Here is a 13,149-nt window from a genome sequence, read left to right on the forward strand (position 1 = left end):
AGTTGCTAAATATAAACCTAAACAAATCCGGAATATATTAACATATTTCAATATTTTATTATATTTCTTATTACTCCTGGAGGTGAGATATCAGGGAGCCAGCCTTCGGCGAAAATACACCACGCGTTCCGTCTCCTCAAATCCGAGCGCCGCATGCATGCGGTGAGAGCTGAGATTGGCGATCTCGGCATCGGAGGCGAGTTCGCTGACGCCCTGGGCTATCGCCCACCGGGTTACCTCCGTCACCAGCGCGGCGGCGACGCCCTGCCGCCGATACGCCTCCTCCACGTAAATCCCTTCGAGAAAGGCCACGGGCGACGTATCGCAACCATTGACGTAATCCCGCCGCAAACTGGCCTCGGCGAAACCGATGGCCGATCCATCAGGACCGTGGACGATGAATCCGGCGCCGTTTTCGCAGACATCCTGTAACTCGGCCCTGTGATCGTCCAGCGTCGTATCCGGCCACAGGCGGTGTCGCAGAAGGCCCCAGTCATCCGGGTAATCGCCAGCGTTTTGCACTTCATAAGACTTGATCATGCAACGATCCCGCAAAAGACGTCCAGCCCCTCCAGCTTGACGGTGCCGCCATCAAACAGCGGCTCGAACCCCGGCATAGGCAGAATTGTGGTCACGCTCATGCCCTTGGGGACGGGAAACTCCACCGGCTTGCGCGTCAGGTTGAAAACAAAGAGCAAAGTGTGCTCCCCTTTATGGCGCGTGAAGGCCAGCACGTCGAGATTGGTTTTCAGGAACGTCATGTCGCCGTCACGCAGCGCGCCATGGCTTTTCCGGAACGACAGGACCGCCCGGTAATGGTTGAGGATCGAGTCCGGCCTGCGTTCCTGCGCATCCGCAGCGTGCATGGCATGCGCATAGGGCACCGGCAGCCACGGTTTTTCAGCGGTTGAAAAGCCGGAATTCTGCTTGCCTGTTTCCCACACCATCGGCGTGCGGCATCCATCGCGCCCCTTGAAGGCGGGCCAGAAGCGAATACCATAGGGGTCACGTAAATCAGCGAAAGCCAGTTCCGCCTCCGTCAAGCCGAGTTCCTCGCCCTGATAGAGGCAAATGGACCCGCGCAGGCTGGCGAGAACGCAGATCGCGAGCTTGGCAACCCGCGTCTGTTCTTCGGCGCCTTCCGAAAAGCGGCTGAGGTGACGCACCACGTCATGGTTGGAAAAGGCCCAGCACACCCACCCATCCGTCACCACCTTGCCGAAGGTTTCGACGGATCCGCGAATGTGTTTGGCGGTGAAATCCGGCCCCAGAAGGTCGAAGGTGTAGCACATGTTGAGCTTGTCGTTGCCGGAGGTGTAGGCGGCAACGGTTTTGAGCGATCTTGCCCCGTCTCCCACCTCTCCCACGGTGGCGCGGCCCTCATATTCATCGAGCAGCGCGCGGAAGCGCTTCAGGAATTCGATGTTTTCCGGCCGCGTCTTGTCGTAGAGATGGTCCTGCATGCCGTAGGGATTGACGTCGGAAGCGTCGAGCCCGAAGCTTTCCTCGTCGAACAACGGCGGGTTGTCGCGCAGAAGCTTGTCGTGGAAATAGTGGTTGACGGTATCGAGCCGGAAACCGTCCACGCCGCGATCCAGCCAGAAGCGTACCGTTTTGAGCAGCGCATCCTGAACCTCGGGATTGTGGAAATTCAGGTCCGGTTGCGACGCCAGGAAGCTGTGCATGTAATATTGCTTGCGCACCCCGTCCCATTCCCAGGCCGGTCCGCCGAATACTGAAAGCCAGTTTGTCGGTGCCGTGCCGTCCGGCTTGGGGTTGGCCCAAACATACCAGTCGGCCTTGCTGTTTGTCCGGCTCGCCCGGCTGTCCACAAACCAGGGATGCTGGTCCGACGTGTGCGAAATCACCTGATCGATGATGACTTTTAAGCCGAGGCGATGCGCCTCGGCCATCAGCGCGTCGAAATCGGCAAGCGTGCCGAACAGCGGATCGACATTGCAATAATCGGAAACGTCGTAGCCCATATCCGCCATGGGCGAGGTGAAGAAGGGCGAAAGCCAGATAGCATCGACACCGAGCGAAGCGATGTATGGCAAGCGCTTGGTCACGCCGGCAAGATCGCCATAGCCGTCGCCTGTCGTATCCTGAAACGAGCGCGGATAGACCTGATAGATCACCGCTCCCTTCCACCAGTCCGATTGCGCTTGGGGTTTGTGGACCGGGGCATGGGATAACGTCATCGGCAATCTCCTGAGCATGTCTGTCGGGAGAATATAAAGCGGATGCCTCCGCGTAAACCTTAACTTCGCACCTGCACAAACGGCGAGAACCGCCCTTGTCAGCAGCCTGCGCTCGTCGTAAGCCGCATGGCTGGAAAATTCGGAAGGATGATGGCGTGGGCGGACGGTTTCTGTCGATTGGCGAATGCATGGTGGAATTGTCGCAGGCCGGCAACGGGCTGCTGCGCAAGGGATTTGCCGGGGATACGTTCAATACCGCCTGGTATGCCCGCGCCTGTCTGCCGCAAGACTGGTCCGTCGATTATTTCACTGCCCTCGGCGATGATCCGCTCTCGCAAGACATGCTGGCCTTTATTGCCGAAGCCGGAATCGGCACTGAAAAAATCCGCCGCATCAAGGGTGGCACGCCCGGCCTCTATCTCATCAACCTGAAGGACGGCGAACGCACTTTCAGCTACTGGCGCAACGCTGCGGCGGCAAGACAGCTCGCTGCGGACGCGGACCACTTGCGTAGAACGGTGGAAAGCGCGGATGTGGTCTATTTCTCCGGCATCACGCTCGCCATTCTCGCCTCCGCGCATGATATCGATACGTTCCTCGCGGAACTGCGCCGCGCCAAGGCGGCGGGCAAGCTGGTGGTCTTCGATCCCAACATCCGCCCGCGCCTCTGGGCCGACAAGGACGTCATGCTGCAGACGATCTCCAATGGTGCCCGCGCCGCAACGCTTGTCATGCCGAGCTTCGATGACGAGGCCAGCAATTTCGGCGATGTCTCCGTGGAAGCGACCATCACCCGCTACCGTTCGCTCGGTGTCGAAAACATCGTCGTGAAGGACGGCGCCAAGGGCGCAACGCTCGATTTCGGCGGCAGCCGCAGCCACGCCCCGGCGGAAAAGGCCGTGGATGTGGTGGACACGACGAGCGCTGGCGACAGTTTCAACGGCACCTTCCTTGCCCGCTATGTGACCGGAAGCTCTCAGGAAGAGGCCGCCACCTTCGCCGCAAGGGCCGCGGCAACCGTCATCGGCCACCATGGCGCGCTGATCAGCCCGGAGTTGCTGCCGCTGGTCGGCTAACCCCCGACCGCCGCCGATACCGCCCTGACATGATCCTGTAACACGCGCACCCCATATACGGGCGGAAGCCGGGCAATGGGGATTCGCCCGTGTGCAAATGAGCAGGATCGGTGTTCATGACGAGAATCACGATTGTCACAGATGCCTGGCACCCGCAGGTCAACGGCGTGGTTCGCTCGATCGAGAATACCAATACCGAACTTGCGCGGCTCGGCGTTGACGTGCGCATGGTGACGCCGCAGAGTTTCTACAGCATCCCCTGCCCCACCTATCCGGAAATCCGCCTGTCGGTCGCCGGTTATCGCCGCGTGGCGGCGGAGATCGAAAAAAGCCAGCCTTCCTTCGTGCATATTGCGACAGAAGGGCCGCTCGGCTTCATGGCGCGGCGATGGTGCGTGAAGAACCGCATGCGCTTTTCCACCAGCTACCACACCCGCTTTCCCGAATATGTGGCGGCGCGCTTTCCCGTACCGGAAAGCTGGCTTTATGCCTTCGTGCGCTGGTTCCACAATGGCGGCAACACCTGCATGGTGGCCACCCCGAGCCTTGAGACCGAACTGGAAGCCCGCGGCGTGCGCAACCTGAAGCGCTGGAGCCGCGGCATCGATGCCGAGCTTTTCTATCCCCGTCCGAAAACCAAACTGCCTTTCGACCTGCCGAGACCGATCTTCATGACCGTGGGACGTGTGGCGGTGGAGAAGAACCTGCCGGAATTTCTCGACCTAGACCTGCCGGGTTCCAAGGTGGTGATTGGCGATGGCCCCGCCCGCCACGACTTGCAGGAAAAATATCCCGATGTTCTCTTCACCGGCATCAAGACCGGTGAGGAGCTGGCCGATGCCTATGCCCAGGCCGATGTCTTCGTTTTCCCATCCAAGACGGACACCTTCGGCAACACCATTCTGGAAGCGCTGGCCAGCGGCGTGCCCGTCGCCGCCTTCCCTGTTACCGGACCGATCGACATTCTCGGCGGCAACCCGGCTGCCGGCGCTTTGGACAATAATCTGCGCAATGCCTGTCTGGCGGCGCTTCACTGCTCACCACAGGCAGCGCTTGCCCTTTCCAAAAGCTACAGCTGGGAAAAGGCCTCCAAACAATTCCTCGACAATGTCATCCATGCCGCCGGAAAATCTCTGCCGCTGCTGTCCCGTTCGCAGCTTGCCTGAAGGCAAGGCATCCCCGCTTTTTTTGCGCGGGGCCAGTGGACGAAACATGACGGGAATGTCACAAGGCGATCAGGACGCGACTGCCGTTATCTTTAGAACGGGGTCGGGCTGCTGATTGACGTCAGGCGGCTGCCGCGAGATTACGCTGGCCGTCCTTATTCCGACAAAACACGTTTACCAGGCGCCGACCAGCGACTGGCCCGTCAGCGGCACGACCCGTTCCTTTCCGTCACGGTCCTTGACCGAAAGAGATGCGGCCATCTGCTTGGGTGACTTGTGAAACCAGTTGGCGGCGACGCTTGCCATATCTCCGATCGCCGTCTGTTTGTGCCATTCGGCAAAGCGCCTGGCGGTTGCTTCCGGCTCCGCACGATAAAAGAAATCGCCGGATCGGCCGAGATCGTTAATGGATGCCGCCATGGCGGAGAGCGGTCGCTGGAACATTTTTGCTGGCACGGAAAGCGCGTCCCCGCCCTGGGAAAAGGCTGGCGCCATGAAATCGATCGCCCAGCCGTCGGCCTCGATCCAGCAGTGGAAATTTTCGCCCGCGCCCGTCACATAACCGTCCTCGCGATGATCCGCGAACAGGAGCACTTTTCCGCCCAGATTATAGGCCGCCAGCCCACCCTTCGGCACGGCCTTCACCTTGTAGTGCTGCTGCAGGATGAACGCGCCGAAGGTGCTGAAATACATCGAGGCCGAAGCGGGATCGGCATTCTGGGCGATGAGCAGGCTGTTGATGACGCGGTAGATCCGCTGATAGTCGGTCTGCTTGATCAGCATGGTCTTTTACTCTTCAAAACAGGGCGTTGGATGAGCGTCCGCCGCTTGTTTCTTCTCCCCGAGGGGGAGAAGTCCGCGGCAGCGGGATGAGGGGGCAAGGGTCGTGAGATACGGCAACGTTGCCCCCTCATCCGACCCTTCGGGCCACCTTCTCCCCGGCGGGGAGAAGAAATATGCCGCATCGTTGCGCCCTAGAATCGAAGGCCGATCAACGCCGCTTCTTCGCCTTGCTCTCAAACGGATTGTCCGAGCCGCGATAATGCACGCGGATCGGCACGCCCGGCATATCGAAATCCTTGCGCAGGCCATTGACCAGATAACGCGTATAGCTCTCCGGAATGGCTTCCGGCCGCGTGCAGGAAATCATGAAGGCGGGCGGGCGGGCCTTGACCTGCGTCATATATTTCAGCTTCAGGCGACGGCCGGAGACCGCCGGCGGCGGATGCTGCGTGGTCTGCGCGTCGAGCCAGCGGTTGAGACGGGCGGTCGAGATACGGCGGTTCCAGACCTTGTCCGTGTCGATGATGTTCTGCATCAGCCGGTCGAGACCATAACCCGTCTGGCCGGAGATCGGCACGGCGCGGATGCCGCGCGCCTGCGGCAGGAGACGCTCGGTCTTTTCGCGCAGATCGGCCAGATAAGCCTGCGGGTCTTCCACCAGATCCCACTTGTTGAAGGCGAGCACGGCGGCGCGGCCTTCGCGGATGACGAGATCGACCAGTTGCAAATCCTGCTTCTCGAACGGGATGGTGCTGTCGAACACGATGACGACGGTTTCGGCGAAGCGGATCGAGCGTAGCGAATCCGCAACCGAGAGCTTTTCCAGCTTCTCCGTCACCTTGGCCTTACGGCGCATGCCGGCCGTATCGAACATCTTGATGGTGCGGCCGCGCCAGTCCCATTCGACGGAAATACTGTCGCGGGTGATGCCGGCTTCGGGGCCGGTCAAAAGTCGGTCTTCGCCAAGGAAACGGTTGACCAGCGTCGACTTGCCCGCATTCGGCCGGCCGATGATGGCGACGCGCAGCGGCTTGGTCTCGTCATAGACAGGCTCTTCGTCTTCCTCGTCTTCGCTACCCGGCTCGCTGCGCGGCAGAACGATATCCGTTTCCGCCTCGTCAACCTCAGGCGGGAAGGCGACGTCTTCGCCGATTGCCTCGACGATGGCGTCGCGCAGGTCGATCATGCCTTGGCCGTGTTCCGCCGAGATCGGGCAAGGATCGCCAAGACCGAGCGTGAAGGCATCATAGAAACCGGCGTCGGAACCGCGCGCTTCGGACTTGTTGGCGACCAGCACCACCGGCTTGCCGCGGCGGCGCAGCATTTCCGCCAGCGTCTCGTCGGCCGGCGTCAGGCCTGCCTTGGCATCCACGACGAAGAGTGTTACGTCGGCATCGTCGATCGCCGCTTCCGTCTGGGCCCACATGCGGCCCTGAAGCGTTTCCGGCCCGGATTGCTCCAGACCGGCGGTATCGATGATGGTGAAACGCAGGTCGACGAGTTTTGCCTCGCCCGGACGGCGGTCGCGGGTCACGCCTGGCGTGTCGTCCACCAGCGCCAGCTTCTTTCCGACGAGACGGTTGAAAAGCGTGGACTTGCCGACATTGGGGCGCCCGACTATGGCGACGGTGAAGCTCATTGATCCTGGTTCCTTAAAGCACGTCTGCCCAAAACGTTACCTGTTTTGGGCAAAGGACATGCGTAAAATAATGCGTTGGATCGCTTTGGCAATGCGAAGATTGTCGGCGCGATCTCGGGTTGGGCAGCGGCGTTAGGCAGCCTTGCCCGAAGCGGTGATGTTGTCGAGCATGATCTGCGCGCGGTTCGTCACATTGCGCGGCGCCTGCGTGTCACTGATGATCTGCTCGAACCATTGCTTGGCCTTGGCGAAATCGCCAGCCTTATAGGCGGCAAGACCGAGCGCCTCGCGGGCGGAAGCCCGCATGGTCTGGCCATCGGTGCTGAGCGGCTCGGCAAGCGCAGCCACCTGATCATAGGTACCGTTATCGACCAGCAGCCAGGCGGCGCGCACCTTGGCGGTATCACGGAACACCTGCGGCGCGGAATTATCGTTGCCGATTGCCGTGAAGGCGGCAATAGCACCCGCCGCATCGCCCTTTTGCGACAACAGCGTTGCCGAACGGAACTTCGCCAGAACGGGATAATTGCCGTGACCGGAGGTTTCGAGATCGGCAAAGGCCTTCAGCGCCTCATCCGTCTTGTTTTCCGAAGCAAGCGTCAGGGCCGCCAGGAACTGATCGCCCGAATTGGAAGCGCGGCTGGTGTTCCAGTATTCGTAGATGCCGGCGCCGGCGGCACCGAGAACGACGAGAACGGCTGCACCCACGACCACGATACCGTAACGGCCCCAGAAGCGCGACAGCTGCTCGGAGCGGATCTGCTCGTTCACTTCGCGGATAAAGGTATCATTCTCGTTTGCCATCAAATTCTCCGTTACCCGCGCGGAGATCGTTCCCGATCCATCCGTCCGCGGACATACCAAGCCGCTTACCCGGATCGGCAAAAGAAAGCCAACCGGGGTCATGGTCGGCCTTCTAGCCTATTTTGCCTGATATGTAAGGGGGAAACGTCGATTTCCTACATGGCGATAGGCTGAACGCCGATCAACCATTCGTGCAGTTTCAGGATGAAGGCGCCCCAGAGAACGATGCCACCCACAACGGCGACCAGATCATAGCGGCTTGAAACGAAGTCTCGCACCACTTTTTCGCCCGCCCGTTCCCGGCGCTTCAGCGAGATCCGCATCACCACACCCCAGGCGAGGAATGCCACGAAAAGCAGGATGGAGGACGCTTCGCCATTGGCGAGAAGATGCGCAAGCGCCCAGATTTTGACCGCCAGAATGAGCGGATGTTTGGTCTTCGTTGCAATATGGCCAGCCGGGACGAGGCTGGCGACCAGACAGATCATCGCCAGCAGCATCAGGGTCACGGCGATGTGGCTCATGAAGACGGGCGGATACCACACCATGCCGGTTTCCTGCCGCGCTTCGCCGAAAGCGTAGATGACAAGGCCGAGTGTGACGAGGCTGACGACGGAATACACGCCCTTGAACGGCCCCTCGCCCATCGCCGCAATCATGCGCGCGCGAAACTGCGGTGCGATCACCTTCAGAAGATGGGTGAGCAGGAACAAGACAAGACAGAGTGCGAGAAAAAGCATGGAACACGGCCCCCGAAGTGGAACGAAGCGGTTCAAATACCGCCGTCAAGAACAGGAATTAGGCTGAAAGTCATGAAAACGCCAGCCACTTCAAAGCTTCGCCTCATTCCGCCCGCAAAAGGCCACGGTGTTTCATATGACGGATGACTGATGTTTCGCCCACTTGCCGCCTTTTCCCTGTCGCTTCTCGGCGCCCTTCCCGCTTTTGCGCAAGAGGTGCAGAAGCCGAAGCAGCTCGTCATCGTCTCCTTCGACGGTGCGGGCGACAATACGTTGTGGGAAAGAAGCCGGGCGACGGCGAAAGAAGTCGGCGCGCATTTCACCTATTTCCTCGCCTGTACGCTGGTGATGGATCGCAAGACCAGCGCCAAGACCTATCAGGGACCAGGCCAGAAGGCCGGCCGCTCCAATGTCGGCTTCGGCCAATCGCCGGACGAGGTGGAGGCGAGGCTTAGAAACATCTGGGCCGCTCATCGCGAAGGCCACGAGATTGCCAACCACACCTGCGGCCATTTCGATGGCGGCCAGTGGACCGCCGACCAATGGGACGGCGAATTCACCACCTTCACCAGCACGCTGGAAAACGCCTGGCAAATGATCGGCAAGAAGGGCGAGGAGCCCGAAGGCTGGCGCGAGATGGTGAAGAAGATCAACGGTTTTCGTGCGCCCTATCTCTCGCAGGGCTCGGCGCTTACGACAGCGCAGAAAAAGCACCGTTTCGTTTATGACGCCACCAGCATTACCAAGGGACCGGAATGGCCGGTGGAGCGTGATGGCATCCAGCATTTCGGCCTGCCCCTCATTCCGGAAGGTCCGGGCAACCGCCCAATCATCGCCATGGATTACAACCTCTTCATCCGCCACTCCATCGGCGTCGAAACGCCCGATCGCGCGAAAGAATTCGAGGAGCGCGCCTATACCGCCTTCCGCAACGCTTTCGACCGGCAATATTATGGCGAACGCATTCCGCTGCAGATGGGCTTTCACTTCGTGAAGATGAATGGCGGCGCCTATTGGAACGCCTATGAGCGGCTGCTGCGTGAAGTCTGCCAGAAGCAGGATGTTGCGTGTGTGAGCTACGCCGAGGCGATGCCGATGATCGAGGCGCGCAGGAAGCTGAAGACTGAGGGCTGAAACCTCCTCATGGAAAAAAAGGCGGCCGATGGCCACCTTTTTGCTTGTCAGGGACGATCAGCATCCAGCTCGCCGCCTCTTGCTTCCCGAAGCAGATAGCGCTGGTCGATTTCAGGCAGTTCCTGCCCTTCGATGGCCGCTTCGAAAGCTTTAAGACGTTTGTAGATCGACAGGAGTTCAACAATGGTCGTCCATGAGTTGACGAGGTATTGGAACGAGCCACGGACCTGCTCAAAGACGTTCAGCACCTGGTTCATCAGCCCTAGCGTCACTTTGCCGGCAACGATCGAGGGGATAAGTACCAGCGTGCCGAAGATGTTGTCCGCCTGCAGATAAAAGATGCGGGCGACGTTGAAGTAGAGATAGTGGAAATAGAGGCGGAAATAATTCTTCCGAACATTCGCAAACAACTCGCTGATAGTCAGGGGGTCCGCGCGATCTTCATGGTCTTCACCATAGACAAGTTCTTTTCGATACGCCGCTTCGACGCGCTGATTGCGAAACTCGAGGCCGGGCAGTTTGATGCCGACAAGCGCCAGGAAAACCGTTCCGAACACCGACCAGACGATCGCAGCCCATACTAGCGCATGCGGCACGGTCCCGAAAAACGGCAGGTCCGTGATGGTTTCCGAGAAAGTGAACAGGACAGGGAGAAATGCAATCAGGGTCATGATCGCGCGCACGAATCCCACGCCAAGCCCCTCGACCGTGGAGGAAAAGCGCATTGTATCTTCCTGCACACGCTGCGAGGCACCTTCAATATGCCGCAGACGATCCCAGTTCGACATGTAGAATTCGTTCATCGCCGTGCGCCACCGGAAAATGTAGTGGCTGACGAAAAACAGATTGAGAACGCCAACGAAGATGGCGACGAAGGCAATGCCTGCGAAACCAAGCGAGCCCATGTATAGCTGCTCAGCGGTAACAGGCGCCGTTCGCGCCAGAGCCTGCTGGATGAGGTCGTAGAACGGCCCGTACCAGGCATTCACCGCAACACTCACCTGCACCGAAAAATAGGTCGCGAAAATAATAAGCGCCGAACCGAGCACTGACCAGTTTTGCCAGCGATGGGGCCGATACCAGAACCAGAATGCAGAAAAGATCAGCGCGGCAACGGCGTAATAGATGTAGAACCACAGGAACGGCGTGGACCAGAAAACCGAAACGCCGATGACAGGCTCCTGTCCGGCAGGCAGAGGCGGCAGGCCAATGGCGGCGCCCCAATTGCGGCCGCCGGCATACCAGACGCCGATCATGGCCATCGCCCAGACGAAGGCAGACGTGAAGAACAATTTCGGTTTGGGAAAGAAGGAATGAAACACGTTGTTGGACTCACGCGCGTTTGAAATCAGCCATTATTGGCGAAGCACTAGATGGCCCGAACCTAGGGCAGAAATTTGTGCACAGCAACGGAGAAGCGCGGACCTTAACAAGATGTAAGGCGCGGATAGCTGGTGGATGTCCTAAAAACCTGGAAATGGGCGTCGTTCAAGACGGCCGGTCGCGCTTAAGCACCGGCAGCATCAGCAGAATACTGACGACAAGCATGGCGGAAGCGAGAATGCTGGGTGCGGTGAAACTGCCCGTCACCTCGGCGATCCAGCCGGCGGCAAGCGGACCGACAATCTGGCCGGTGCCGAAAGCCGCCGTCATCAGCGCGAAGGCGCGACGCGGGCTCGGGCCGGCAAATTCCCGGCCGAGCTGCAGGCCATAGGCGGTGATGACCATGAAGGTCAGCCCGAGAAGCAGGCCGCCGGCGAGCACGCCGATGACAGGCGGCAGCATGACCGAGGCGAAGACGCCCACGGCCTCGACGGCGAGAACGATCACGAAAGCCCGCTTCACCCCCTGTGATTTCAGCACCGGTTTCCAGAGAAAGAGCGAAACGGCAGCGGCAAAGCCGGTAACGAACCATGCCAGAAACGCCACGAAAGCGCCTGCCGCCGCCATGCGCGCAATCGCCACGATGAAGGTGGCGGTGATGACATAACCAAAACCGAACAGCCCATAGGCCAGCGTCGTCAGAAACAGTGGTCGCGTCCAGTTGAGCGGCGGCTCCGCCGCTGAAGACGCATGCCGTGGCGGGCCTGCGGGAAGCACCCGGAAGACGAGAAGAAATGTAACGAAGGAAAAGACGGCACCGGCGATCCACTCCTCCCTCCACGAAGAACCGCCACCATCGAAGACTACGCCGATCAGATAGACCGCCAGCGAGGAGATCGCGATACCGGCGCCGACGCCGCCATAATGCAGCGCCTGCACACTGTCCCTACCGGCTTTCGCGGCATGGCCGATGACGATCTGCGAGGTGAAGATCATGGTCATCGCGCTGGCGACGCCCGCCAGAAACCGGATGACGGTGAAGGCCGCAACCGAGTTGAAGGCGGCCATGGCAAGCAGCAGCACGGCGGTGGAAAACAGGCCGCAAAGGGCAACCAGCCGCTCCCGTCCCGATCCCCAGGAAGAGGCGGCGAGAACAGCACCCGTTAGATATCCGGCGAAGTTGCCAGCAGCCACGATGCCCGCATCCCCCGCCGAAAGCGGCACATCCGCCATCATGCCGGGCAGGATGGGGGTAAAGGAAAAACGGCCGAAACCCATGGCGGATGCCATCATCAAAGCGCCGGCAAGGCCGAGTGCGGTCAGATGTCTTGCGGAAAGTGGCTTTTCGATGCTCATGTTTGGCTTATCGCAACGGGGCGGATAAGGGACAAGCGAGTTATTTTGATCGGCGTTATAAGCGGTCTTTATCTGTCACACGGGGACCGTCGATGCGTTCCGAGGGTGCCGTGTATTCTTCTCCCCGAGGGGCAGAAGGTGGCCCGAAGGGTCGGATGAGGGGGAACGTTGCCGGATCTCGGAGAGCTCGCCCCTCATTCCGGCTGCCCCTGACTTCTCCCCGGTGGGGAGAAGAAACAAGCGGTAGCCGCTCGCTCCGACGTCAGGATTAAGGGTGACGAGGCAGGTGTAGCTGTCAGTCCGCGAGCGTCAGCACCAGCGGCCCGTTCTTGGTAGCAACCACGGTGTGTTCATACTGCACCGTCGGTGCACTCGGATCGCTGTAGAGCGTCCACGGATCATCATCGCCATCTTCCGCCCAGTAAGCGCCCGTCGAAAGAAATGGCTCGACAGTGAACACCATGCCTTCCTGCATGATGCGGCGCTCGTCCTTGTCCGGCCAGGTCGCCAGTTCCTTCGGCTCCTCATGCAGCGAACGGCCAATGCCGTGGCTGGCGAGATTGGTGATCAGGGTGTAGCGGTTCTTTTTGGCAAAAGCACCGATCGCGTTGCCGATATCGGCAAAAGGCCTGCCGGTTTTCACCTGCTGCAAGCCTGTCCACATGGCGCGCTTGCCATCACGGCACAGGCGCTCGATTTCCTTTCTGACAGGCGGCACGGCAAAAGACGACCCCGTGTCGCCGAAAAAGCCGTTCTTCACCGCCGAGACATCAATATTGACGAGATCGCCCGCCTTGATGATGCGAGGCCCCGGAATACCGTGGGCCACTTCCTCGTTGACGCTGATGCAGGTCGCGCCAGGAAATTTGTAGCAGAACTCCGGCGCCGACTGCGCGCCGTTATCCTCCAGCACCTTGCGGCCGATCG

General features: G+C 60.0%; 12 protein-coding genes. 3 read left to right on the plus strand and 9 right to left on the minus strand.

What is annotated here, in order from left to right:
* Nucleotides 1-90 precede the first annotated feature (90 nt).
* A complete protein-coding gene (gene aac(6') / locus ACUTJJ_RS14815; RefSeq protein ID WP_445542633.1) occupies nucleotides 91-540 on the minus strand; it encodes an aminoglycoside 6'-N-acetyltransferase in 450 nt (149 codons plus the stop codon).
* Entirely contained in the window at nucleotides 537-2,201 is a 1,665-nt protein-coding gene (gene bglA, locus ACUTJJ_RS14820) for a beta-galactosidase BglA (RefSeq protein ID WP_445542634.1), read from the minus strand. The genes aac(6') and bglA overlap by 4 nt, the downstream gene beginning before the upstream one ends.
* A 155-nt stretch (nucleotides 2,202-2,356) precedes the next feature.
* On the opposite strand from bglA, the gene ACUTJJ_RS14825 reads away from it, so the two are divergent.
* Complete coding sequence (locus ACUTJJ_RS14825) at nucleotides 2,357-3,277, plus strand: sugar kinase (protein WP_445542635.1); 921 nt, start codon at nucleotides 2,357-2,359, stop codon at nucleotides 3,275-3,277.
* Nucleotides 3,278-3,393: 116 nt separating this feature from the next.
* Nucleotides 3,394-4,443, plus strand: a complete 1,050-nt coding sequence (locus ACUTJJ_RS14830; RefSeq protein WP_445542636.1) for a bifunctional monoglucosyl/glucuronosyl diacylglycerol synthase — start codon at nucleotides 3,394-3,396, stop codon at nucleotides 4,441-4,443.
* Between the two features lie 174 nt (nucleotides 4,444-4,617).
* On the opposite strand, the gene ACUTJJ_RS14835 is transcribed toward ACUTJJ_RS14830, so the two are convergent.
* The 4 genes from ACUTJJ_RS14835 to ACUTJJ_RS14850 form a co-directional block, all read right to left on the minus strand.
* A complete protein-coding gene (locus ACUTJJ_RS14835; protein ID WP_445542637.1) occupies nucleotides 4,618-5,226 on the minus strand; it encodes a DUF2026 family protein in 609 nt (202 codons plus the stop codon).
* Nucleotides 5,227-5,434: 208 nt separating this feature from the next.
* Nucleotides 5,435-6,865 (minus strand): ribosome biogenesis GTPase Der, encoded by a 1,431-nt coding sequence (der, locus tag ACUTJJ_RS14840; protein WP_445542638.1) that lies wholly within the window; start codon nucleotides 6,863-6,865, stop codon nucleotides 5,435-5,437.
* A 132-nt stretch (nucleotides 6,866-6,997) separates the two neighbouring features.
* Nucleotides 6,998-7,669 carry a tetratricopeptide repeat protein gene (locus ACUTJJ_RS14845; protein WP_296068680.1) on the minus strand — a complete coding sequence of 224 codons (672 nt, stop codon included), beginning with the start codon at nucleotides 7,667-7,669 and terminating at the stop codon, nucleotides 6,998-7,000.
* Between the two features lie 155 nt (nucleotides 7,670-7,824).
* Nucleotides 7,825-8,409 (minus strand): NnrU family protein, encoded by a 585-nt coding sequence (locus ACUTJJ_RS14850; RefSeq protein WP_296068676.1) that lies wholly within the window; start codon nucleotides 8,407-8,409, stop codon nucleotides 7,825-7,827.
* A 150-nt stretch (nucleotides 8,410-8,559) separates the two neighbouring features.
* Between ACUTJJ_RS14850 and ACUTJJ_RS14855 the strand changes: the two genes are divergently transcribed.
* A complete protein-coding gene (locus ACUTJJ_RS14855; RefSeq protein WP_445542639.1) occupies nucleotides 8,560-9,543 on the plus strand; it encodes a polysaccharide deacetylase family protein in 984 nt (327 codons plus the stop codon).
* A gap of 47 nt (nucleotides 9,544-9,590) precedes the next feature.
* Here ACUTJJ_RS14855 and bacA read toward each other — a convergent pair whose 3' ends face one another.
* The 3 genes from bacA to map all read right to left on the minus strand — a co-directional run.
* Nucleotides 9,591-10,865 carry a bacteroid development protein BacA gene (gene bacA / locus ACUTJJ_RS14860; RefSeq protein ID WP_006699415.1) on the minus strand — a complete coding sequence of 425 codons (1,275 nt, stop codon included), beginning with the start codon at nucleotides 10,863-10,865 and terminating at the stop codon, nucleotides 9,591-9,593.
* Nucleotides 10,866-11,031: 166 nt separating this feature from the next.
* Nucleotides 11,032-12,222 (minus strand): MFS transporter, encoded by a 1,191-nt coding sequence (locus ACUTJJ_RS14865; protein WP_445542640.1) that lies wholly within the window; start codon nucleotides 12,220-12,222, stop codon nucleotides 11,032-11,034.
* A 295-nt stretch (nucleotides 12,223-12,517) separates the two neighbouring features.
* Nucleotides 12,518-13,149: type I methionyl aminopeptidase (map, locus tag ACUTJJ_RS14870; protein WP_445542641.1), on the minus strand; the 632-nt coding region annotated here is incomplete at its 5' end.

The organism is Agrobacterium sp. DKPNP3, assembly GCF_052686535.1.